The sequence below is a fragment of the Rhodococcus sp. P3_B8 genome, assembly GCF_056402775.1.
This window is the reverse complement of the sequence record NZ_JBFUGT010000110.1, coordinates 1-20,323: the sequence shown is the minus strand read 5'-3', so window position 1 is coordinate 20,323 and position 20,323 is coordinate 1. Positions and strand designations below refer to the sequence as shown.

The window sequence follows — 20,323 nt, the reverse complement described above, 5'->3', positions numbered from 1 at the left end:
AGCATCCCGGCCGCGGTCGATGTCACCTTGTTGGGGCGTTTCTACGAACGTTTCGGTGACCACACCGTCGTGGTCGGGCGCCGGGTGATCTTCCTCGTCACCGGCGAACCCCTGAGCCCGTAGACCGGCGCACTCGGGTCGCCAGCGTGGACCGCGACGGGCCTACTGAATGCTCGCGGCGCGGCGCTGCTGGCGAGCGTATCGGCGTCGCTCGGTCTCGCTCATCCCGCCCCAGGTGCCATACGGTTCGGGAGCGGACAGGGCGTAGTCGCGGCAGGGAGCGAGCGCCGGGCAGCTCGCGCAGAGCCGCTTCGCTTCGGCTTCCCGGCGGGCGCGGTCGAGTCCGCGTTCCTTGTCGGGAGAAAAGAAGATCGCCGCGTCGACGCCCCGGCACGCTGCCCGGGGCACCCCACTCGGCGACGAGCGGACCATGGGGGTCGGTGTGCCGCGGATCGCGACCATCGGGGTGCACGGGCGGTGGAACAGGGCACGGTAGCGATGCCATGGGAAGGGGGCCTCCGGACGGACATCCCGGGGAACCGTCGCAGGGTGACGTGTGGCGATCAAACCTGGACTCGTTCCGCCGGGGCGAAGAATTACCAGGGCACTACCCGACCTCGCCGTGCCCGCACTCCGTTCTGCCGTCTCCGGCGCGCGAAGGGCCAGTGAGTCGCCAGAGAGGGACAGTCATCGATGGCACATCGCCCCTGACAGCGCCAGATGAACTGAAAGTGGGGCGCCAAACGCGTCCGGAAAACGATCCATTTTCGACACCGCCTCTGACCGGCGGATTCGGCACGTCGGAGGCGCGAAAACCTGTGTCGAGAAACTGTGTCGAAAACCCTAGCCCACTGCACTTTTCGACAAGCTGATGGCTGTGACTCACGGCGATAGGTGGCATTTGATTTCGCGGCTTTATATGGCGCTGCCTGCCGGACTCGCGGAGCCGCCGTTAGTCGTGTGAATTGGGATTGGGCTTGCAGGACGAACGGAGGGAATCGGGGCCACCTCCGTTCGCTGCGGCGGCGACAGAATGTGCGAGGGGCATCTTCCTGGTCGACGGCACACTGTCGGTGAGCGCCGGCGTCGTGGAAGGAGAGATGGTTCGGGCGGTGAACCTTCTTGGTTGGCGCGCCGTTGGTCGTGAAGCAGATACGCACAGCTGAGAGTTCGGCGAATTCAGTTGATGCCCTTCGCCCACCATCCGGATGGCGGGGATGCCGCAAGCTCCCAGCGTGGCGCGTAGTGCTCGAGGAATATCTGCCCCACCAGTTCCCCGCGGCTGCGCACCCCGGTCTTGTCGAAGATCGACTTCATGTGGTCTTGAATTGTGTAGACGGATAACGACATTGCGTGCGCCATCTCCCTTGTCGATCGCCCTTGGATGCACAGCGCAGTGAGATGGCATTCGCGTTGGGACAGTCCGTAGGCCATGGCAATGACGGGCGCGATCTCATGCGGCGTCGCGGGTTGGATGATGACGGCGGTGCGTCCGTCTTCGACGCCGGAAAGCCTGGTCCCGTACAGCAACAGCCAGGCGCCGGATCGCGTGCGTACCCGCGAGCGCGCGGCAAGTTCCAGCGGATCGGTGCCCGGTTCGATCGCCCGCGCCCGGGCCGCGATGGCCTGCACGACCTTCGATTCGAACGGCGTCGACGGCGCCGGGACCTCGACAATGTCGTCGATCCAGCGTTCCGCGGCGGGTGAGACCGATTCCGGGTTGCCCGCGGCGTCGAAGACCACCACGCCGGGGCCGTAGTCCACGGTCGTCACGGCGGCCTCGACCTCGTGGAGCATCGAACGTCGCAGACCGGTCGCGAGCGCGGGCGCCAGCGCGGCGATTGCGCGGACGTGCTCGGCGGTGTACCACGGCGCGCCCGCATCGCGCAGGAATGCCGCTGCACCCCAATAGACCCCGTCCGACACCAGGGAGACCCGCAGCTCGTCGCCGATTCCGTACGCCTCGTGCGAACGGTGCCGTGCACTGCGGGACAAGTCTCCGTGGGTATCCAGACTAAGTGCACCCGCCAGGCGGCCACTGTGCGCAAGAAACGCCCACTTGTCGAYGTCCTCGACCTCGTATTCGTAGTGCGCCAACCAGGATCCGGAGCACCCAACGTTCCGGTTGACGCTGCCGGTGAACAGGATGGTGCCCGGGTCGACGGTGTGCCAGCAGCAGCGGTCATGTGGGATCACCGTGCGCAGGGCCTCGCTCATTCGCGCGCTGTACCCCACCCAGTCCAGCTGGTCGGCGGCGGCACGCGAGATTTGATCGCGGACGCGTGGCAGCGAGCTCTGCGCCATGCCCGAAGTGTATCGCAGCAGGTCAGGGCTGCCTACCCCAGAAATCTGGGTGAATTGCCCAGGATTCAGGGATATGCCGCAGAACCGACAACGACGACGCTGGTTTCATGACGATGACAGCCCGTACCTCCGCCGAAACCGACCACGACCTGCCTGACCCGGAGCCGATCATGCAGCTGGCGTCCGGGTTCATGGCCGCCAAACACCTCTTCGCCGCCAGCGAACTCGGTTTGTTCGAGGCGTTGGGCGAGGGCCCCACCGACCTGCATGGCCTGGCCGCCCGCACCGGGCTTACTGCCCGAGCCACCCGGATCAGCGCCGACGCCATGGTCGCGCTGGGTATGCTCGAACGCCGAGGCGAACAGTATGTCAATACCGAGACGGCGGCCGCGTTCCTCGCCGGCGGATCGCCCGCCGACCTGCGTCCGCTGCTGCGGTTCTGGGACAAGATCAGCTTCCCGGCGTGGGAAGACCTGGCCGACGCACTCGCCCGCGGGCCGAAACGCCAGACCTTCGACCTCGACGCCGCCCTGCAACCCATCGCCTCGATCGGTATCGAGGCGTTTTCGGCCGGCCCCTCGCTCGCCCTGCCGGACACGGTCGATCTGTCCGGTAGTCATCGACTCCTCGACATCGGCGGCGGCACCGGCTCCTGGTCCATCGCGGTGGCGCGCCACTGCCCGCAACTGAGCGCGACCGTGTTCGAGCTGCCGGCGGTTGCCCAGACCGCGCAGAACCGCATCACGTCGGTCGGGCTGGAGGGGCGAATCGACGTATGCGCCGGCGACGCGATGGCCGACCCGCTGCCCGCCGGATACGACGCCTTCCTGGTCGCGAACCTGGTGCATTACTGGTCGCCGGAGCAGAATTATGCTCTGCTACAACGCATTCGCGACGTCGCCGCACCCGGCGCCACGCTGCTGATTGCCGACTTCTGGACCGACCCCACCCACACCCAGCCGGTCGCGGCCGCCCTGATGGCGGGCGAATACGCGGTCCACCTCGAACACGGCGACGTCTACAGCGTCGGAGAAGGCATCGCCTGGCTGCAGGAGACTGGCTGGCGCTACCGCGACCACCGCTCGCTCACCGGCCCGATGAGCGTCATTGTCGCCGAAACCGCATGAAACAAGACAACACCCAAGGAGCACACGATGAGCGAGCATCAAGTCGCAATCGTCGGTGCCGGCACCTCCGGGGTCGCGGCGGCGGTGGCCCTCGCCGACCGTGGCATCAACCCGTTGCTGATCGACCGAGCCGACCAAGTCGGTTCGTCGTGGCACTCTCGTTATGACCGGCTGCGACTGAACACCGGCAGGCAGTTCTCCCACCTGCCGAACCGCCCCTACCCCAAGGGCACACCGACCTTTCCCACGCGGGAACAGGTGATCGAGCATCTCGAGCGGCACGCACGTGCGGACGGGATCGAGTTGCGCCTGGGCTGCCCGGTGGAACGGCTCGACCTAACGGACGGGCACTGGCGGTTGACCACCGCTGCCGGTTCGGTCGACGCTGCCGAGGTGGTGGTCGCGACCGGCTTCGATCATGAGCCCTTCGTCCCGGACTGGCCCGGACGCGGGGACTGGCGGGGTGCACTGGTTCATTCCTCGCAGTACCGGAATCCCTCGCAGTACAACGGGAAACGGGTCCTCGTGGTGGGAGCGGGCTGCTCGGGCATGGAAATTGCCTACGACCTCGCCACCGGAGGCGCGGCAAAGGTCTGGCTTTCGGCTCGCACGCCGCCGAACATCATGCTCCGCCAGGGACCTGGTGGCATGCCGGGAGACTTCATCGCGACGCCGCTCTACCATGCCCCGGTCCCTATCGCGGACGCAATCGCTCGGTTCGGCCGGGAGAGGAGCATCGGCGACCTGCGCGAGTTCGGATTGCCGATCCCCGACGAGGGGATCTTCGCCCGCAGCGCGCGCCTCGGCGTGGCACCGGCGATCGTCGACAAGGAGCTCGTCGCCGCGATCCGAGACAGGTCCATCGAGGTCGTTCGCGGAGTCGAGTCACTCGACGCGGACAGCGTGTGGCTGGTGGACGGTGTGCGAATCGACCCGGAGGCGATGGTCTGCGCGACGGGGTTCCGCCAGGAACTCGAAAAGCTGGTCGGGCACCTCGGCGTACTGGACGAGCGAGGTTGGCCGCACGCCACCGGTGAAAAGCCGGCCGCCGAGAGGTTGCGTTTCATCGGGTTCGTGCCCAGGCCGTCGCAGATCGGGTTCGCGGCGAAGCAGGCTCGCCGCGCGGCCCGAGCGATCGCGCGGGAACTGCGGTGAGCGTCGGCGGTGGGATTCTCCCGCCCTGCCCCGGCGCTGGCTACGCACGGGTCTCCAGCGCAGACCAGAACCCTGACCACCGCACCGAATACCACCTGCGGCGGCAAACCTCGCCAGCCTCCCCGGTGCTGTGCGACGTGCGCCGCCGTGTGGCGCTGGGGGGAACCGCGCAATCCTGAACGGCACCCTGGCCGCACTCGACCGGGGGTGCGGGAACTGGCTGGGCGAGCGGCGCGGGTGCCGTCCCGTCATGGCCCGGTTCGGTGGCCGAGGGCACTGGGACGGGTGCTGTCACCGGGACCGGTATGGGCACCGCAGGAGCCGCCGCCGCGGGATCCGCCGGAGGATCGGGATCTCAGCAGGTAGATCACCGGGTGCAGAATTTGCGGGGCCGGGGGCTGGGGCCTGAGCGGCGTTCTTAGCGTCTACAGTCCTACGCGACGTCCGGTCGGTAGCCGGCTGCGAGGGCGGCGACGGTGGACGGCGGTGTCAGGACGGTGGCGGTGCCGGTCGGCCGATTCGCCGGAGTCCCGTATCCCTCGGCCGACCAGGGGACGACCGTGTCACCCAGCACGACCGCGGGTCCGCCGTCGAGCAGCGCGAAGGCCCCGTCGGGCAACGACGACCACGCGGCCTCGTGCGTGCGCTGGTGGGAACCGGCCAGCCGTTCTCCGTGCAGCCGGGCGTCCATCTGGTCCGCGCCCGGCAGCCCACCCCCGTGGGCCGACTGCCACGCGAGACGAAAGTCGTTGTACCGCTCGCGTCGGCAGAGGGCGCACGGCCGGTGCCCGGCCGCGAGGGCCACCGCCTCGTCGTGGAAGAAGAGGACGGTGTAGTGGCCGTCGCTCCACTGGGCGACGGTGCGGGCCGGGTAGTCGGTGACGCAGATGATCCACCGCTTGCCCGCATGGTTGCGCATGACGGTGTGCCCCCGGTGCAGGCTGCCCCGGTTTCCCATGAACCGGCCGCGGAGTGGAATCGCGACGATCTCGGATCGGGGTGACACGCGATTCCGTTCGGCCATGTGCCGATGGTAGCCAGCCGACCCGCGCGTCAAAACCGGATGAGCACCCCCGTCCGGCGCTAACCTGGGCTCAAGGGTTCCGCTCGGACGGGTGTCCCCGTCCGCCCGCGGTCCCGGTCACTTCCTCACGATCTGAGGGCAGGAGGCAGGCAGCATGGACGCCATCACCCAGGTTCCGGTGCCCACCAACGAGCCGGTCCACACGTACGCGCCGGGCAGTCCCGAACGTTCCCGAGTGCAATCGGCACTCACCGACATCGCCACCAATCCCGTCGACATCCCGCACGTGATCGGTGGCAAACACCGGCACGGCAACGGCGAGCGCGTCGACGTCGTGCAACCCCACCGGCATGCCGCCGTGCTCGGCACGCTGCGCAGCGCCACCCACGACGACGCGTCGGCGGCGGTCGAGGCGGCCACGGCCGCGGCACCGGACTGGCGGGCGCTCTCGTTCGACGACCGGGCCGCGGTCATCCTGCGCGCCGCCGACCTGCTGTCCGGGCCGTGGCGCGAAACGCTCGCCGCGGCGACGATGCTCGGCCAGTCGAAGTCGGTCCAGCAGGCGGAGATCGACGCGCCGTGCGAACTGATCGACTTCTGGCGCTTCAACGTTCACTTCGCACGCCAGATCCTCGCCGACCAGCCGATCTCCTCACCCGGGGTGTGGAACCGGCTCGAATACCGTCCGCTCGAGGGCTTCGTCYACGCCATCACGCCGTTCAACTTCAGCGCGATCGCGGGGAACCTGCCGACCGCGCCCGCGTTGATGGGCAACACGGTGATCTGGAAGCCGTCGTCGACGCAGACCGTCGCCGCGTACTGGACCATCAAACTGCTCGAGGCGGCGGGAATGCCGCCGGGCGTGATCAATCTGCTCACCGGCAGCGGGCAGGCGGTCTCGGAAGTGCTGCTGAGCGACCCCCGCCTCGCGGGCATCCACTTCACCGGTTCGACCCGGACGTTCCAGCATCTGTGGAGCGAGGTGGGCGCGAACATCGGGAAGTACGCCGGCTACCCCCGGCTGGTGGGGGAGACCGGCGGCAAGGACTTCGTGGTCGCGCACGCCTCGGCCGACGAGGACGTGCTGCGGACGGCGCTGATCCGCGGCGCGTTCGAATACCAGGGCCAGAAGTGTTCGGCCGCCTCCCGCGCCTACGTCCCGAAGTCGCTGTGGCGGCGGATGCGGGACACGTTCACCGCGGAAGTCGACGCCCTCACCTACGGTGACGTGACGGATCTGGAGAACTTCGGCGGGGCCCTCATCGACCGCCGCGCCTACGACAAGAACGTCGCGGCCATCGAACGCGCCCGCAGCGCTACCGGTCTCGAGATCGCCGTCGGCGGCAAGTACGACGACAGCGTCGGCTACTTCGTCCGCCCCACCGTGCTCCTCGCCGACGACCCGGCCGACGAGGCGATGACCACCGAGTACTTCGGTCCGATCCTGACGGTGCACGTGTACGACGACTCGGCGCCGAACGCGTTCGCCGACGTGCTCGGCAAGGTCGACTCGGCGGCCCCGTACGCGCTGACCGGCGCGGTGATCGCCGACGACCGCCAGGCCGTCGAGCAGGCAACGTCTGCTCTCCGGTTCACCGCCGGCAACTTCTACGTCAACGACAAGCCGACCGGTGCCGTCGTCGGGCAGCAGCCGTTCGGCGGGGCCCGCGCCTCGGGCACGAACGACAAGGCCGGGTCCAAGCTCAACCTGCTGCGGTGGGTGTCGGCCCGCACCGTCAAGGAGACGTTCGTCCCGGCCACCGACTACCGATATCCGCACATGGGGTCGGAATGAAAGCGCCCACCGTTCTGACGAATCCGCTGCGCCCGGCGATCCTCGCGGCCGCCCGGTCGTCCCGCGTCAAACGGGCGGTCACCGGCGCCCCCGTCACCCGGAAACTCGTCGACCGCTTCGTCGCCGGGGAGAACCGGGAGTCGGCGCTCGCATCCGTCCGGGAGATCCTCGATTCGGGCCGGTCGGTGTCGATCGACTTCCTCGGTGAGGACACGCATGATGCGGCGGGAGCCCAGGCGACGGTCGACGAATATCTGGCGCTCGTCGCCGATCTCGGTGCGCTACCGGAAGCGGCGGACGGGAGTTCGGGTGTTCGCCGCCTCGAGGTGTCGATGAAACTGTCGGCGCTCGGGCAGGCGCTCGCCGGCGACGGTCGCAGGATCGCCACCGACAACGCCCGCACGATCTGCGCCGCCGCGGAGGCGGCGGGGGTGTGGGTGACCGTGGACGCCGAAGACCACACGACCACCGATTCGACGCTGGCGATCGTGCGCGAACTCCGCAACGACTACCCCTGGCTCGGTGCGGTGGTGCAGTCGTATCTGCGACGCACCGAGGACGACTGCCGCGCCCTCGCCGACCCCGGGTCGAGGGTCCGGCTCTGCAAGGGGGCGTACCGGGAACCCGAGTCCGAGGCCTTCCAGGACCGCGCTGCCGTGGACGCGTCATATCTGCGTTGCCTGGGGATCCTCATGGACGGGTCCGGGTACCCGATGGTGGCCTCGCACGATCCGGCCGTCATCGACGCGGTCGCCCCGCTGGTCGGGCGCACCGGCCGCGCCGCGGACGCCTACGAGCACCAGATGCTGTTCGGGATCCGGGACGTCGAGCAGCGTCGGCTCGCGAACGAGGACAAGCAGGTTCGGGTGTACGTGCCGTACGGAAGTCAGTGGTACGCGTACTTCATGCGGCGACTGGCCGAGCGTCCCTCGAACCTGCGGTTTTTCCTGCGCTCGGTGGTCACCCGGGACTGACCGGCGCGGTCGCGGATCGGTTCCCGTGGGGGTGCGTCGTTGTAGAGTTTCGCGGTGACGACTTCAGGCGGGGGATGGGCCAGCGCGGTCCTCTTCGCCGTCGTTCTCGTCCTCGCGACGCTGCTCGGTTCGACGCGCATCGGCGAGGTCCGACTCACCCGTCCGCCGCGCACCGCGGTGGTGCTGTGGTTGCTGATCGCCGTGCCGTCGCTGCTGCAGATCGTCGTCCCCGCCATCCTCGACGCCCTCGAGCGTGACCCCACCCAGATCCGGGACCACCAGTGGTGGCGGATCGTCACGTCGGTTGCGGTGCAGGACGGGGGACTGGCCGGAACCGCGGTAAATCTGCTCGTTCTCGCGTGGGTGGCCCCGCTCGCGGTCCGGGTCTGGGGAGGAGTGCGGGCCGTCCTGCTGTTAGTGGCGAGCCAGATCATCTTCGGCCTGTTCACCGCGTTCCTGTTCCCGTCGCCCGGGGCGGGCAACTCGGGTGCCACACTCGCGCTGGCCGCGTCCCTCGCCGGTCTGGTGGTGATGCAGTCCAAGGAGTGGCGAGCACTCGCCGCGAGCGGCGGCATCGTCGTCGCCGGTGTCCTGCTGCTGGTCGTCGACGACGCCCACGGACTGGCTGTTCTCACCGGGGCGCTGCTGGGTGCGGCACTGGCCACCGTCAGTCCGCCACCGGGAGACCCACCGGACCACGTCCGGACCCTGTGAGAAGCTGTCGATGTGCTGCTGCGATCTCTGAATCCTCTGGCCGTCGCCCAGGGCGACGACATTCCCGACGCCATCCGGATCGGCGACGCCACCCTGTCGCGCGGCGACGTGCTCGGTGCGGCGACGTCCGTGGCCGAGCGTGTGGCACGCGCGGATCGGGTCGCGATCCTCGCCACCCCCACCGTCACCACCGTCCTCGCGGTCGTGGGCTGCCTCATCGCCGGTGTGACCGCGGTGCCGGTGCCGCCCGATTCCGGCCCCGCCGAACTCGAGCACATCCTGCGCGATTCCGGTGCGCAGGCGTGGCTCGGCGAGGCGCCCGCGGACACGGCGGGGCTGCCCGTCGTTCCGGTCCGCGTCCACGCCCGGTCGTGGCACAGCTACCCGGAACCGCCCGAGTCGGGCATCGCGTTCGTGCTCTACACGTCCGGCACCACGGGACCCCCCAAGGGAGTCCTGATCAGCAGGAAGGCCATCGCAGCCGGCCTCGACGCCCTCGCCGACGCCTGGCAGTGGACCGGCAACGACACACTGGTGCAGGGACTTCCGCTGTTCCACGTACACGGTCTCATCCTGGGTGTGCTGGGACCGTTGCGTATCGGCAGCCGTCTCGTCCACACGGTCAAGCCCACCCCGGCGGCCTACGCCGCCGCACACGGAACGATGTATTTCGGTGTCCCCACGGTGTGGGGTCGCATCGCCGACGACCCCGAGTCGGCGCGCGCGCTGTCGGGTGCGCGACTGCTGGTGTCGGGCAGCGCCCCGCTACCCGTGCCGGTGTTCGAGAAGTTGCACGAGCTGACCGGGCTCGCACCGATCGAGCGGTACGGCATGAGCGAGACGATGCTCACGCTCAGCACCAGGGCCGACGGCGAGCGTCGCCCGGGGTGGGTCGGTGTGCCGGTCCGCGGCGTCGAAACCCGGCTGCGCGACGAGCGCGGCGGCGACGTTCCCCACGACGGCGAATCCATCGGCGGACTGCAGGTGCGCGGCCCGATGCTCTTCGACGGCTATCTCGGTAAGCCCGACGCGACGGCCGAATCCTTCACGGACGACGGCTTCTTCAAGACCGGCGACGTCGCCGTCATCGACCCGGACGGGTTCCACCGCATCGTCGGCCGCGAATCCACAGACCTCATCAAGTCGGGCGGATTCCGGGTCGGGGCGGGGGAGGTGGAGACGTCTCTCCTCGGCCACCCGAGCGTGCGGGAAGCCGCGGTGGTCGGCCTCCCGGACCCGGACCTCGGGCAGCGGCTCGTGGCCTTCGTGGTGGGGGACGACGTCTCCGAAACCGAGCTGATCGAGCACGTGGCCACCGAACTGTCGGTGCACAAGCGGCCCCGCGAGATCCGTGTCGTCGAGTCGCTTCCGCGGAACGCGATGGGCAAGGTGCAGAAGAAGCAGCTGTTCTGAAATCGGTAGGCTGGCGAACGATACCGGCCCGACACGGATTGGCAGGCGCACAGTGAGTGTGGAGAGCATCGTTCAGAGCACCCGAATCGTCCTCGCGTCACGGCCGGACGGCGCGCCGACCACCGACAACTTCCGGCTCGAGGCGGTAAACCTGCCCGAACCCGCCGACGGTCAGGTGCTGGTCCGCGTCATCTACCTGTCCCTCGACCCGTACATGCGCGGCCGGATGAGTGCCGCGGAGTCCTACGCCGACCCGGTCGAGATCGACGAGGTCATGGTCGGTGGCACCGTCGGGCAGGTGGTCGATTCCCGGCACCCGGATTTCGCAACCGGTGACTACGTTCTCGGGTATGCGGGCTGGCAGTCGCACGCCGTGGTCGACGGCAACCAACTCCGCGCACTCGACCGCGACGCTGCGCCGTTGTCGACCGCCGTCGGAGTTCTCGGCATGCCCGGCTTCACCGCGTACGCCGGTCTGTTGAAGATCGGGCAACCGGAGGCAGGCGAGACGGTGGTCGTCGCGGCGGCCAGCGGTCCGGTCGGCTCGGCGGTGGGGCAGATCGCGAAACTGAAGGGCGCCCGGGCCGTCGGGATCGCGGGCGGACCGGAAAAGTGTGCCTACCTGCTGGACGAACTCGGATTCGACGCCGCCGTCGACCACCGGTCCCCGAATTTCGCCGAGGAACTGCGCGCCGCGTGCCCCGACGGCATCGACGTCTACTTCGAGAACGTCGGCGGTGCGGTGGCCGCAGCCGTGCTGCCGCTGCTCAACCTGTATGCGCGAGTTCCCGTGTGCGGCCTGATCGCGCAGTACAACGACACCGAGACGCCCGAGGGGCCGGATCGGCTGCCCGGCTTCTTCACCCGGGTTCTGGTCAAGAGCCTCACGATCCGCGGATTCATCCAGCGCGAGTTCGTCTCCGAGATGTACGCGGACTTCCAGCGAGATGTGTCCGGGTGGATCCGGGAGGGGCGATTCGCCTACCGCGAGGACATCGTCGACGGCCTCGAGAATGCGCCCGCGGCGTTCATCGGTCTGCTCCGGGGCAGCAACTTCGGCAAGCTGGTGGTCCGGGTCGCAGAGGAGAATTGACCGACCGTATTCGCCCTGGACAGGGCGCTGTCGTGATACAACGGTGACAGAAGCGAACCCTCGTTATGTTTGCGTGATGTCGATGGTGCGGGAGTTCGGTGTCATCCACATAGGGGAGTGATCAGATCTATGACGAATCATAGTTCGGGGGCCGGTTCGCAAATCCTCGTCGATGGCAGGCCCGCCTCCGCCCCGCTGCGCGACACTCTGACGGTCGCGCAGAAGCTGGTCCGGCATTTCGCCGACAACGTGACCCCCTGCGGTTCGCTGCCCGGCGAACAACTGCAGAGCGACGTCATGGATTTCACGATCGTCTGCCTCGGTCTCGGTATCCAGATGCTCGACGAGGGCATCAGCCCGACGGACGAGGACCTCGCGGAGGTGCGCAACAGTTCCGCGCGCTGGGCCCGCGAGGGGTTCCCGTTGAAGCTCGTGCTCCGGATCCTCCACGAAGGCATCCAGGAGGCCGGCGACCTCGTCGCCTCGAACGCCCGCACGGAAGACCTGCCCGAACTCCTGGTCATCCAGAAGGTGATGTTCACGCTCCTCGAATGCGTGACCGTCGCCGCGACGACCAGCTACGTGGAAGAACTCGAAGCCGTCAACAGCGAACGCGACGGTGCCGCGGTCAACCTCGTCACGGCGCTGCTCAGCGGCCGAAAGGCGGCGACCGCCGCGCGGCACGCGGGTGTGGAGCTGGCCGACGAGTACGTGGTGCTGGGGCTGTCGATTCCGTCGCATCCCACGGAGGCCGTGACCCACCGGCGCAAAGCCGTCGTCGCCCGGCAGAAACTCCGCCGGTTGCAGATCGAGCTGGCGGACGCCGCGGGTGGTGCCGCCCTCTGTTCGCTGAGCCCGGACGGCGGAACACTGTTGCTGCCGGGCTCGCCCGAGCGGGCCTGGATGGTGTCGCTGCTCGACCGCATCGGAGCCGCCGCCGGCGTTCCCCTCACCGCGACAGCGACGCGGGTCCGCACCGCCGGTATCCCCGCCGCCGCGGACCAGGTCCACGAACTCCTCGACCTCGCCCACCAGCTGGCGCTGGAACCGGGCCTCTACGAGATGGACGATCTGGCGCTCGAATACCAGCTCACCAGGCCCGGGCCCGGCCGGACCCACCTGGCGCGGCTTCTCGAACCGTTGCAGGGCTCACCCGAACTGATCGAGACGCTCGAGGTKCACATCGGCCACGATCTCAACCGGCAGCGCACCGCGAAACAGATGCACCTTCACACCAATACGGTGGACTACCGTCTCAAGCGGGTAGCGCAGCTGACGGGCTGCGATCCGACCCGCCCGTCCGGGCTGCGGCAGATCCAGGCCGCGCTCGTCGCCCGCCGGCTCGAGGTCGCGCAACCCGATCGCTGACGTCATCCTGTTTCGGCCGCCCGCCACTGGCGCAGCGTCGTACCCTGCACCGTTCGCTACGATGTGGGCCGGATCATATTCGGTCCGGGTGTGTCGGTGGTCGTCTCGTGACCGAAATGTTAGGGAGGCAGGCGATGGCCGGAGGGCGTCATTCGAGCGCGGGGCAGGAACGCGGTGGTCGCTCGCCCGGGTTCTACGCGGTGTGCGCCGCTGTCGTGCTGGGGCTCGTGGCCTCCGTGGTCGTCGTCGTTCACGCGGTGCGCTCCTGGGCCGACGACTGCGATCAGGTCACCGACTACACCCTCGCCGCCGACCCGAGCATCGTGCCCGCCCTGAGCAGCATTCTCGGCGAAGCGAAGGACACCGACCTGGGCTGCGCGAACGTCGCCGTCAGCGCCGCGACGTCCGGCGACGTCGCGGGACGACTCGGCAAGGGAACCGACGCCCCGGACCTCTGGATCCCCGACACCGGCGCCTGGGTGGGCAAGGCGGCGCTCACCGCGGCCGGTCCGGTCGAGGTGATGACGGGGTCGATCGCATCCTCGCCCGTTGTCCTGGCCTCCCGCGAGGAGGACGTCCCCACGTCGCCGACGTGGCTCGCCGCCCTCCAGATCAAGGACATCCAGCTGGGCAACCCCCTCGTGACCGGGGTCGCGCAGGCTCCGATCAACGCGGCACTCGCCGAGGGTCAGGCCGACCCCGTGTCCGCGGGGACGGTGCGGGCCGCGCTGGTCCCGCTCGCGCAGGAGGAGAGTGCACGTACCGCGGACGAGCCCATCGGCGAGGAGATGCTGCAGGGAGTCGTCGACAACGGCGGAGTCGCCGTGGCCACCGAACAGTCCGTGCTCGAATTCTCCGATGGCGACGGCGACGGCGCGCGCACGCTCACCGCGACGGTGCCCCCGACGGGCAGCAATTTCATGAACTTCCCGCTCGTGGTCACCTCGCCCGCCCCCGACCGGCACTACAGGGCCACCCAGGTGGCACGTGCCGTCGCCGCTGTTCTGGGCGGTGAGGATGCCCGTGCGGTACTCGCGGAGAACGGATTCCGCGGACCCGACGGAAGCCCGCCGGCCGACGGCCGTGGCGTCGGGAGGATCACCAAGCTCGGGCTCGAGGACGAGTCGGCGCTACAGGACGCCCTCGGCGGGTGGGCGTTGATGGCGTTGCCCATCCGCACACTCGTCGCGATCGACGTGTCAGGGTCGATGGAGACACCCGCAGGCAGCCGGTCGCGCATGGACCTCACAGTCGATGCGGCGCTCGCCGGCAATGCGATGTTCCCGGACAGCGTGTCCGCCGGCCTGTGGGCGTTCTCGCAGGGGCTCGGTGGGGGACCGCAGGACTACAAGGAGATGGTCCCGATCCGCCGCTACGACACGGTGGTCGACGGCCTCACACAGCGCCAGCTGATGGCGCAGCAGGCGGGGAAGGTCGACGGGCTGATCGGCGGCGGTACCGGCCTGTACGACACGACGCTCGCCGCGTTCCGGACGGTGCAGGAGACGTACGACCCGCGCGCCGTGAACAGTGTGATCATCCTGACCGACGGTGCCAACGAGGATCCGGACTCCATCACGAAGGAACAGCTTCTGAGCATCCTGCAGCGCGAGATGGATCCCGCCCGGCCCGTCATCATCGTGACGATCGGCATCACCGGCGACGCCGATGCGGCCACACTCGCCGAGATCTCGCGGGTCTCCGGAGGGTCGAGCTACGTCGCGAAGGATCCCGCCGACATCGCCAACGTGTTCGTCAACGCGCTGGCAGCGCGCGGTCGCAGCTAGCGGAATACTGTTCCGGCGCACTAGCCATCCATCGGTCGACAGTGCTTGGGTGAAAGGGGGGAGTCGGACCCATTCGAGGAGCTCGTCATGGCCAAGCCGTTCAGAGGTGTCGTCAATCTCGATATTCGGGACTCGATCCCGGATTGGGGTCCCTACGAGCAGCCGAAGGCGCCGCCCGGTTCGCCGAACATCCTCTACATCGTGCTCGACGACGTCGGTTTCGGAGCGATGGGCTGCTACGGCGGGCCGATCGAGACCCCGAACATCGACCGGATCGCCGCAAACGGTCTGCGGTACGGGCAGTGGCACACCACCGCCCTGTGTTCCCCGACGCGATCCTGCCTGCTGACGGGGCGTAACCACACCACCAACGGGATGGCCTGCATCAGTGAGTGTGCTGTCGGATTCCCCGGTGGGAACGGGCACATCCCTCCCGAGTGCGCCACCCTCGCCGAGATCCTGGTCGAGCAGGGCTTTTCCACCGCGATGGTCGGCAAGTGGCACCTGTGCGCCGAGGACGAGATGAACCTGGCGTCGACGAAACGGAACTGGCCGGTCGGCCGCGGCTTCGAACGGTTCTACGGCTTCCTCGGCGCGGAGACGAACCAGTGGTATCCGGATCTCGTGCACGACAACCATCCCGTCGAGCAGCCCGCCACCCCGGAACAGGGCTACCACTTCAGCGTCGACATCACCGACCACGCGCTCGACTACCTCGGCGACGTCAAGGCGATTGCCCCGGACCGGCCGGTGTTCCTGTACTACGCACCCGGCTGCGCGCATGCCCCGCACCACGTGCCCCAGGAGTGGGCCGACCGCTACCGCGGCAGGTTCGACGACGGATACGAAGCGATGCGCGAGCGGACCCTGACCCGGCAGAAGGAGATGGGCCTCGTACCTCCGGACACCGAATTGCCGCCGCTCAACCCGATCGGCACCCCCGACACCCGCACCGGACCCGACGGCAAGCCGTTCCCACCGCTGGACTTCACCCGCCCCTGGGACACCCTGTCCGACGACGAAAAACGGCTTTTCGCGCGGATGGCGGAGGTGTACGCCGGTTTCCTCTCTCATTGCGATGACCAGATCGGCCGGCTGCTGGCCTACCTCGAGGAGATGGAGCAGCTCGACAACACCATCATCGTGGTGGTCTCGGACAACGGTGCCAGCGGCGAGGGCGGCCCGAACGGGTCGGTCAACGAGAACAAGATCGCCAACAGCGTGCCGGACGATCTCGCCGAGAATCTGGCCAAGCTGGACCAGCTCGGCGGCACCGAGACCTACAACCACTACCCGAACGGGTGGGCGATGGCCTTCAACACCCCGTTCAAGATGTGGAAACGCTACTCGTTCAACGGCGGCACCAGCGATCCGTGCATTTTGTCGTGGCCGGCCGGGATCGAGGCCCGCGGCGAGACCCGCGACCAGTACCACCACGCCATCGACATCGTGCCGACTCTGCTCGACTGCCTCGGTGTCGAACTCCCCGAGACGGTGAAGGGGTACACCCAGCACCCGATCCAGGGCGTGAGTATGCGCTACAGCTTCGACGCCGCCACCATCCCCACCGCCAAGCACACCCAGTTCTATTCGATGCTCGGCGGGCGGGGCATCTGGCACGACGGCTGGAAGGCCGTCACCACCCACCCGACACTGAGCGGGTGGAGCCGTTTCCCGGAGGACACCTGGGAGCTGTACCACACCCAGGTGGACCGCGCCGAACTCCACGACCTCGCCGCCGAGGAACCCGGCCGACTCGCCGAGCTCGTCGGGCTGTGGTTCCACGAGGCCGGCGCGAACCAGGCGTTGCCGCTCGACGACCGCTCGCCCGTCGAACTCCTCACCACCCCACGCCCGCAGCTCGCGCCCCCGCGCAACCGCTACGTCTACCGGCCCGGCGGCGCGGAGGTACCGGAGGCGGTGGCGGTCAACCTCCGTAACCGCTCCTACTCGATCGGGGCACTCGTCGACCTCTCCGAACCCGGTGCCTCGGGGGTGCTGTTCTCGCACGGCGGCCGGTTCGGTGGGCACGCGCTGTACGTCAAGGACAACCGGCTGCACTACGTGTACAACTTCCTCGGGAGCGATCAGCAGAAGATCGATGCGACGGAGGATTTGCCAACCGGGGAGAACCTCATCCTGGCCGCGTCGTTCGAGAAGGACGGTGAGGACCCGCCCGGGACCGCCCACGGGGTCCTGAGCCTGTACTACGGCGACCGCAAGGTCGGCGAGGGCCGAATCCGAACGCAGCCCGGCAAATTCAGCATCGGCGGTGGTGAGGGTCTCAATGCCGGCCGGGACAGCGGCGAACCCGTCACCGACGACTACCCGGGTTCGTCGCCGTGGGCCTTCACCGGTGGGGCGTTGAACCGAATCGCGATCGACGTCAGCGGCGAACCGTTCGTCGACCTCGAACGCGAAGCCGCGGCCATGCTCTCTCGCGAGTGAGCGGAAGCGCCGTGACAGAACCTCTTCCGAGCTGGCGTGAGGGTGACGGCAAGACCGCGATCCTGGGATTCGTCGGGCGGGTGACGGCGCAGGACGTCCCGGTGGAGGATCGGATCGCGGTCTTCGACAACGACGGCACACTGTGGTGTGAGAAGCCGATGCCCATTCAGCTCGACTTCATCCTGCGCCGTCTCGTCGTCATGGCCGAGCACGATGAGGATCTTCGCACCCGCCAGCCCTGGCAGGCCGCCTACACGCAGGACTACGGCTGGTTGAACGACGTCATCACGCGGCACTACAACGGCGACGACAGCGGCGTGAGAGAACTCGCCGCCCGTGTGCTGACCGGTTTCGCCGACGTGACCGTGGAGGAGTTCGAGGCCGGGGCGGACCAGTTCCTGCGCACCGCCCGGCATCCGACCCTCGACCGGAACTACCTGGCGTGCAGTTACGCACCGATGGTGGAGTTGCTCGACTACCTGGCCGTCAACGGGTTCCGCAACTACATCGTGTCCGGCGGTGGCCGCGATTTCATGCGGCCGATCAGTCACGACGTGTACGGCATTCCGCGGCAGCGGGTCATCGGCAGCGGGGTGTCACTGGCCTGGCAGCACCACGGCAGCAGCGGCGCGATCGTCCGCAGAGCCGAGGCGGACGTCCTCGACGACGGCCCCGAGAAGCCGGTGCAGATCTGGAACCGGATCGGCAGGCGACCCCTGCTGGCGGCGGGAAACAGCAACGGCGACATCCCGATGCTGCAATTCGCGGAGGCACCGGACCGGCCGTCGCTGCGGTTACTGCTGCGCCATGACGATGCCGCCCGCGAGTTCGACTACGTCGCGGGCGCCGAGGAGGCGCTCGAACTGGCCGGCACCCACGACTGGACCGTCGTCAGTATCGAAAACGACTGGGCAACGGTGTTCCCGCCGCAACTCGAATAGTCCGAGGAATCCTCGTGGGTTCGCCGCGAATCGGGGAATCGACGCCTAGCGTGATGCATGGAACGACCGGGCCTCGACTGCGAACACCCTCCCGAAGAGGAACACTCCCATGGACACTGTCAGGTTCTTCGAACTCGCAACGGAAGTGTTCGAAGTGCTCGGTGTCCTCGCGATGGTTGTCGGGTTCCTCTTCGCCTTCTTCCTCGCGGTCCGCGCGTGGAGGCGGACCGGGGACGGTGCTCAGGCGTTCAAGACCCTGCGGGAGTCGCTGGGAGGCGCGATCCTGCTCGGCCTGGAATTGCTCGTCGCGGCAGACATCGTCAAGACGGTCACCTCGACACCGTCGCTGACCGACGCCGCCGTCCTGGGAGTGATCGTGCTGATCCGCACCGTGCTGAGCCTGTCCATCGAGATCGAAATCGACGGTGTCGCACCGTGGCGGAAGGCGTTCGTGACCGGACCGCAGGTGCTCGCCCATGCGGCGCGCTCGTCCGCGGGACAGGAGCCGAGTTCGGGCCGGTGAGTCGCCGGCCCGAACCGGTCACACCGTCTGCGACCGCTTGCGCAGCCGGGTGTTGAGCACACCGAGCGCCGCGATGACGAGGAACAGGACGCACGTCGAGATCAGCTGGGTGCGGGCATCGGAGTCGAAGAGCATGAGCACGACGAAACCGCCGAGCATTGCGAGCGTGAGGTAGCTGAGCCACGGGAACAACCACATCCGCACGGTCAGCTTGCCCTCGCGTTCGAGCCGCGGGCGCAGCCGCAGATGCGAGACGACGATGAAGATCCAGATGACCAGGAGCGCCGAGCCGACGGCGTTCAGGAGAAGTCCCAGGAGGTCGTCGGGCAGCCACCAGTTGAGCAGGACGCTGACGAAACCGAAGAACACCGACAGCAGCACCGCGTTGAGGGGCACCCCGGAATTCGAGATCCGGGCCATGAACGCGGGACCGTCGCCGCGCCGGGACAGTGAGTACGCCATCCGCGACGTGCCGTAGATGTTGGCATTGAACGCCGACAACAACGCGACCACGACCACCAGTTCCATGAACCCGGCCACGTACGGGATGTGCGCCTGGTTGAGGACGGCCACGAACGGTCCGCTCTTCAGGTCCGAGGAATCCCAGGGAAGGACGAGGACCATGATCGAGATCGAGCCGAGGTAGAAGACGCTGATACGCCAGACGACGCTGCGCACCGCCACGGCGATGGAGCGTTCGGGGTCCTCGGATTCGGCGGCGGCGATGGTCACGATCTCGATGCCGCCGAACGCGAACGCCACGACCAGCAGTCCCGCGGCGACCCCGGCGAAGCCCTCGGGCATGAAGCCGCCGTGGCCGAAGAGGTTGGTGGTGCCCACCGGTTCGGTGTCCGGCAGCAGGCCGAACACCAGCAGCACGCCGATCACCAGGAACGCGATGATGACGGTCACCTTGATGGCCGCGAACCAGAACTCGAACTCACCGAAGTTGCTGACCTTCGCGAGGTTGACCGCCGCGAAGAAGATCACGAACACGAGGGCGACGACCCACTGCGGAACACCCGGTAGCCAGCCGCTCACGATGCCGGAGGCGCCGGTGATCTCGGCGCCGAGCACCATGATCAGCATGAACCAGTAGAGCCAGCCCATCACGAATCCGGCCCATTCGCCGATGCCGATCCGCGCGTAGTGCGAGAAGGATCCGCTGGCGGGGATCGCCGCTCCCATCTCGCCGAGCATGCGCATCACGAAGACGACGATGATGCCGGCGAGCAGGTAGGAGACGAGGACGGCGGGACCGGCGGTCGCGATACCGACACCGGTGCCGAGGAACAGTCCGGCACCGATCGCGGAACCGAGGCCCATCATCGTGAGGTGACGGACCTTCAGGCCCCGGCCCAGGGTGCTGGTCGAGTCGGTCATGGTGTCGGGTGTTCGCGTACCGCTCACCGGGTCAGTCGTTTGCGTGCAGAGCGGCGTTCAGTTCCACGCCGGTGCCCKTCCACGGCACGACCTCGACGGCTCCCGAGACGGAGTTGCGACGGAACAGCAGGTTGGACTGGCCGTTGAGTTCCTTGGCCTTCACGACGGTGCCGTCCGGCCCGGTGACCTTGGTGCCCGCGGTCACGTACAGGCCGGCCTCGAGGACGCAGTCGTCACCGAGCGAGATGCCCAGACCGGCGTTCGCGCCGAGCAG

17 protein-coding genes and 1 pseudogene are annotated in these 20,323 nt (G+C 68.2%); 13 read left to right on the top strand and 5 right to left on the bottom strand.

Annotation, left to right across the window (positions count from 1 at the left end; genetic code table 11):
- A pseudogene (locus AC1D1G_RS26190) lies at positions 1–123 on the top strand (phosphate transport system regulatory protein PhoU); the annotation flags it as partial.
- A 39-nt stretch (positions 124–162) separates the two neighbouring features.
- On the opposite strand, the gene AC1D1G_RS26185 reads toward AC1D1G_RS26190, so the two are convergent.
- Together AC1D1G_RS26185 and AC1D1G_RS26180 are read right to left on the bottom strand one after the other, a co-directional pair.
- Complete coding sequence (locus AC1D1G_RS26185) at positions 163–567, bottom strand: WhiB family transcriptional regulator (RefSeq protein WP_477954262.1); 405 nt, start codon at positions 565–567, stop codon at positions 163–165.
- Between the two features lie 612 nt (positions 568–1,179).
- Positions 1,180–2,304, bottom strand: coding sequence for a helix-turn-helix transcriptional regulator (locus tag AC1D1G_RS26180; protein ID WP_477954261.1), 1,125 nt, complete (start codon positions 2,302–2,304; stop codon positions 1,180–1,182).
- 107 nt (positions 2,305–2,411) lie between these two features.
- On the opposite strand from AC1D1G_RS26180, the gene AC1D1G_RS26175 reads away from it, so the two are divergent.
- Both AC1D1G_RS26175 and AC1D1G_RS26170 read left to right on the top strand, forming a co-directional pair.
- Positions 2,412–3,431 (top strand): methyltransferase, encoded by a 1,020-nt coding sequence (locus tag AC1D1G_RS26175; protein ID WP_477954259.1) that lies wholly within the window; start codon positions 2,412–2,414, stop codon positions 3,429–3,431.
- A gap of 27 nt (positions 3,432–3,458) precedes the next feature.
- Positions 3,459–4,586, top strand: a complete 1,128-nt coding sequence (locus AC1D1G_RS26170; RefSeq protein ID WP_477954257.1) for a flavin-containing monooxygenase — start codon at positions 3,459–3,461, stop codon at positions 4,584–4,586.
- A gap of 433 nt (positions 4,587–5,019) precedes the next feature.
- On the opposite strand, the gene AC1D1G_RS26165 is transcribed toward AC1D1G_RS26170, so the two are convergent.
- Entirely contained in the window at positions 5,020–5,610 is a 591-nt protein-coding gene (locus tag AC1D1G_RS26165; RefSeq protein WP_477954255.1) for a hypothetical protein, read from the bottom strand.
- A 154-nt stretch (positions 5,611–5,764) separates the two neighbouring features.
- Here AC1D1G_RS26165 and pruA point away from each other — a divergent pair, with 154 nt between their 5' ends.
- The 10 genes from pruA to AC1D1G_RS26115 all read left to right on the top strand — a co-directional run bounded on the left by pruA (position 5,765) and on the right by AC1D1G_RS26115 (position 18,666).
- Entirely contained in the window at positions 5,765–7,405 is a 1,641-nt protein-coding gene (pruA, locus tag AC1D1G_RS26160; RefSeq protein ID WP_477954253.1) for an L-glutamate gamma-semialdehyde dehydrogenase, read from the top strand.
- Positions 7,402–8,379, top strand: coding sequence for a proline dehydrogenase family protein (locus AC1D1G_RS26155; RefSeq protein ID WP_477954251.1), 978 nt, complete (start codon positions 7,402–7,404; stop codon positions 8,377–8,379). The genes pruA and AC1D1G_RS26155 overlap by 4 nt, the downstream gene beginning before the upstream one ends.
- 54 nt (positions 8,380–8,433) lie before the next feature.
- Positions 8,434–9,093 carry a rhomboid family intramembrane serine protease gene (locus tag AC1D1G_RS26150; protein ID WP_280785112.1) on the top strand — a complete coding sequence of 220 codons (660 nt, stop codon included), beginning with the start codon at positions 8,434–8,436 and terminating at the stop codon, positions 9,091–9,093.
- A gap of 12 nt (positions 9,094–9,105) precedes the next feature.
- Positions 9,106–10,506 (top strand): acyl-CoA synthetase, encoded by a 1,401-nt coding sequence (locus AC1D1G_RS26145; RefSeq protein ID WP_280785113.1) that lies wholly within the window; start codon positions 9,106–9,108, stop codon positions 10,504–10,506.
- A gap of 52 nt (positions 10,507–10,558) precedes the next feature.
- Positions 10,559–11,599, top strand: a complete 1,041-nt coding sequence (locus tag AC1D1G_RS26140; protein ID WP_477954248.1) for an NADP-dependent oxidoreductase — start codon at positions 10,559–10,561, stop codon at positions 11,597–11,599.
- A gap of 129 nt (positions 11,600–11,728) precedes the next feature.
- Positions 11,729–12,967, top strand: coding sequence for a PucR family transcriptional regulator (locus AC1D1G_RS26135; RefSeq protein WP_280785115.1), 1,239 nt, complete (start codon positions 11,729–11,731; stop codon positions 12,965–12,967).
- Positions 12,968–13,101: 134 nt separating this feature from the next.
- The gene (locus tag AC1D1G_RS26130) at positions 13,102–14,754 is read left to right on the top strand and encodes a substrate-binding and VWA domain-containing protein (protein WP_280785116.1); all 1,653 of its coding nucleotides are present in this window, start codon (positions 13,102–13,104) and stop codon (positions 14,752–14,754) included.
- 87 nt (positions 14,755–14,841) lie between these two features.
- Positions 14,842–17,202, top strand: coding sequence for an arylsulfatase (locus tag AC1D1G_RS26125; protein WP_280785117.1), 2,361 nt, complete (start codon positions 14,842–14,844; stop codon positions 17,200–17,202).
- Positions 17,203–17,213: 11 nt separating this feature from the next.
- Positions 17,214–18,143 (top strand): HAD family hydrolase, encoded by a 930-nt coding sequence (locus AC1D1G_RS26120; RefSeq protein ID WP_477954245.1) that lies wholly within the window; start codon positions 17,214–17,216, stop codon positions 18,141–18,143.
- Between the two features lie 109 nt (positions 18,144–18,252).
- Positions 18,253–18,666, top strand: coding sequence for a DUF1622 domain-containing protein (locus tag AC1D1G_RS26115; RefSeq protein WP_011598031.1), 414 nt, complete (start codon positions 18,253–18,255; stop codon positions 18,664–18,666).
- Between the two features lie 18 nt (positions 18,667–18,684).
- Here AC1D1G_RS26115 and AC1D1G_RS26110 read toward each other — a convergent pair whose 3' ends face one another.
- Together AC1D1G_RS26110 and AC1D1G_RS26105 are read right to left on the bottom strand one after the other, a co-directional pair.
- Positions 18,685–20,049 (bottom strand): amino acid permease, encoded by a 1,365-nt coding sequence (locus AC1D1G_RS26110; protein ID WP_280785119.1) that lies wholly within the window; start codon positions 20,047–20,049, stop codon positions 18,685–18,687.
- A gap of 31 nt (positions 20,050–20,080) precedes the next feature.
- A partial coding sequence (locus AC1D1G_RS26105; RefSeq protein ID WP_477954243.1) for a DapH/DapD/GlmU-related protein occupies positions 20,081–20,323 on the bottom strand: 243 nt, incomplete at its 5' end.

Coding starts and splice junctions, on each gene's coding strand:
- AC1D1G_RS26165 (WP_477954255.1), bottom strand. CDS start 5,610: ATGGCCGAACGGAATCGCGTGTCACCCCGATCCGAGATCGTCGCGATT.
- AC1D1G_RS26175 (WP_477954259.1), top strand. CDS start 2,412: ATGACGATGACAGCCCGTACCTCCGCCGAAACCGACCACGACCTGCCT.
- AC1D1G_RS26130 (WP_280785116.1), top strand. CDS start 13,102: ATGGCCGGAGGGCGTCATTCGAGCGCGGGGCAGGAACGCGGTGGTCGC.
- AC1D1G_RS26170 (WP_477954257.1), top strand. CDS start 3,459: ATGAGCGAGCATCAAGTCGCAATCGTCGGTGCCGGCACCTCCGGGGTC.
- AC1D1G_RS26155 (WP_477954251.1), top strand. CDS start 7,402: ATGAAAGCGCCCACCGTTCTGACGAATCCGCTGCGCCCGGCGATCCTC.
- AC1D1G_RS26115 (WP_011598031.1), top strand. CDS start 18,253: ATGGACACTGTCAGGTTCTTCGAACTCGCAACGGAAGTGTTCGAAGTG.
- AC1D1G_RS26125 (WP_280785117.1), top strand. CDS start 14,842: ATGGCCAAGCCGTTCAGAGGTGTCGTCAATCTCGATATTCGGGACTCG.
- AC1D1G_RS26110 (WP_280785119.1), bottom strand. CDS start 20,049: ATGACCGACTCGACCAGCACCCTGGGCCGGGGCCTGAAGGTCCGTCAC.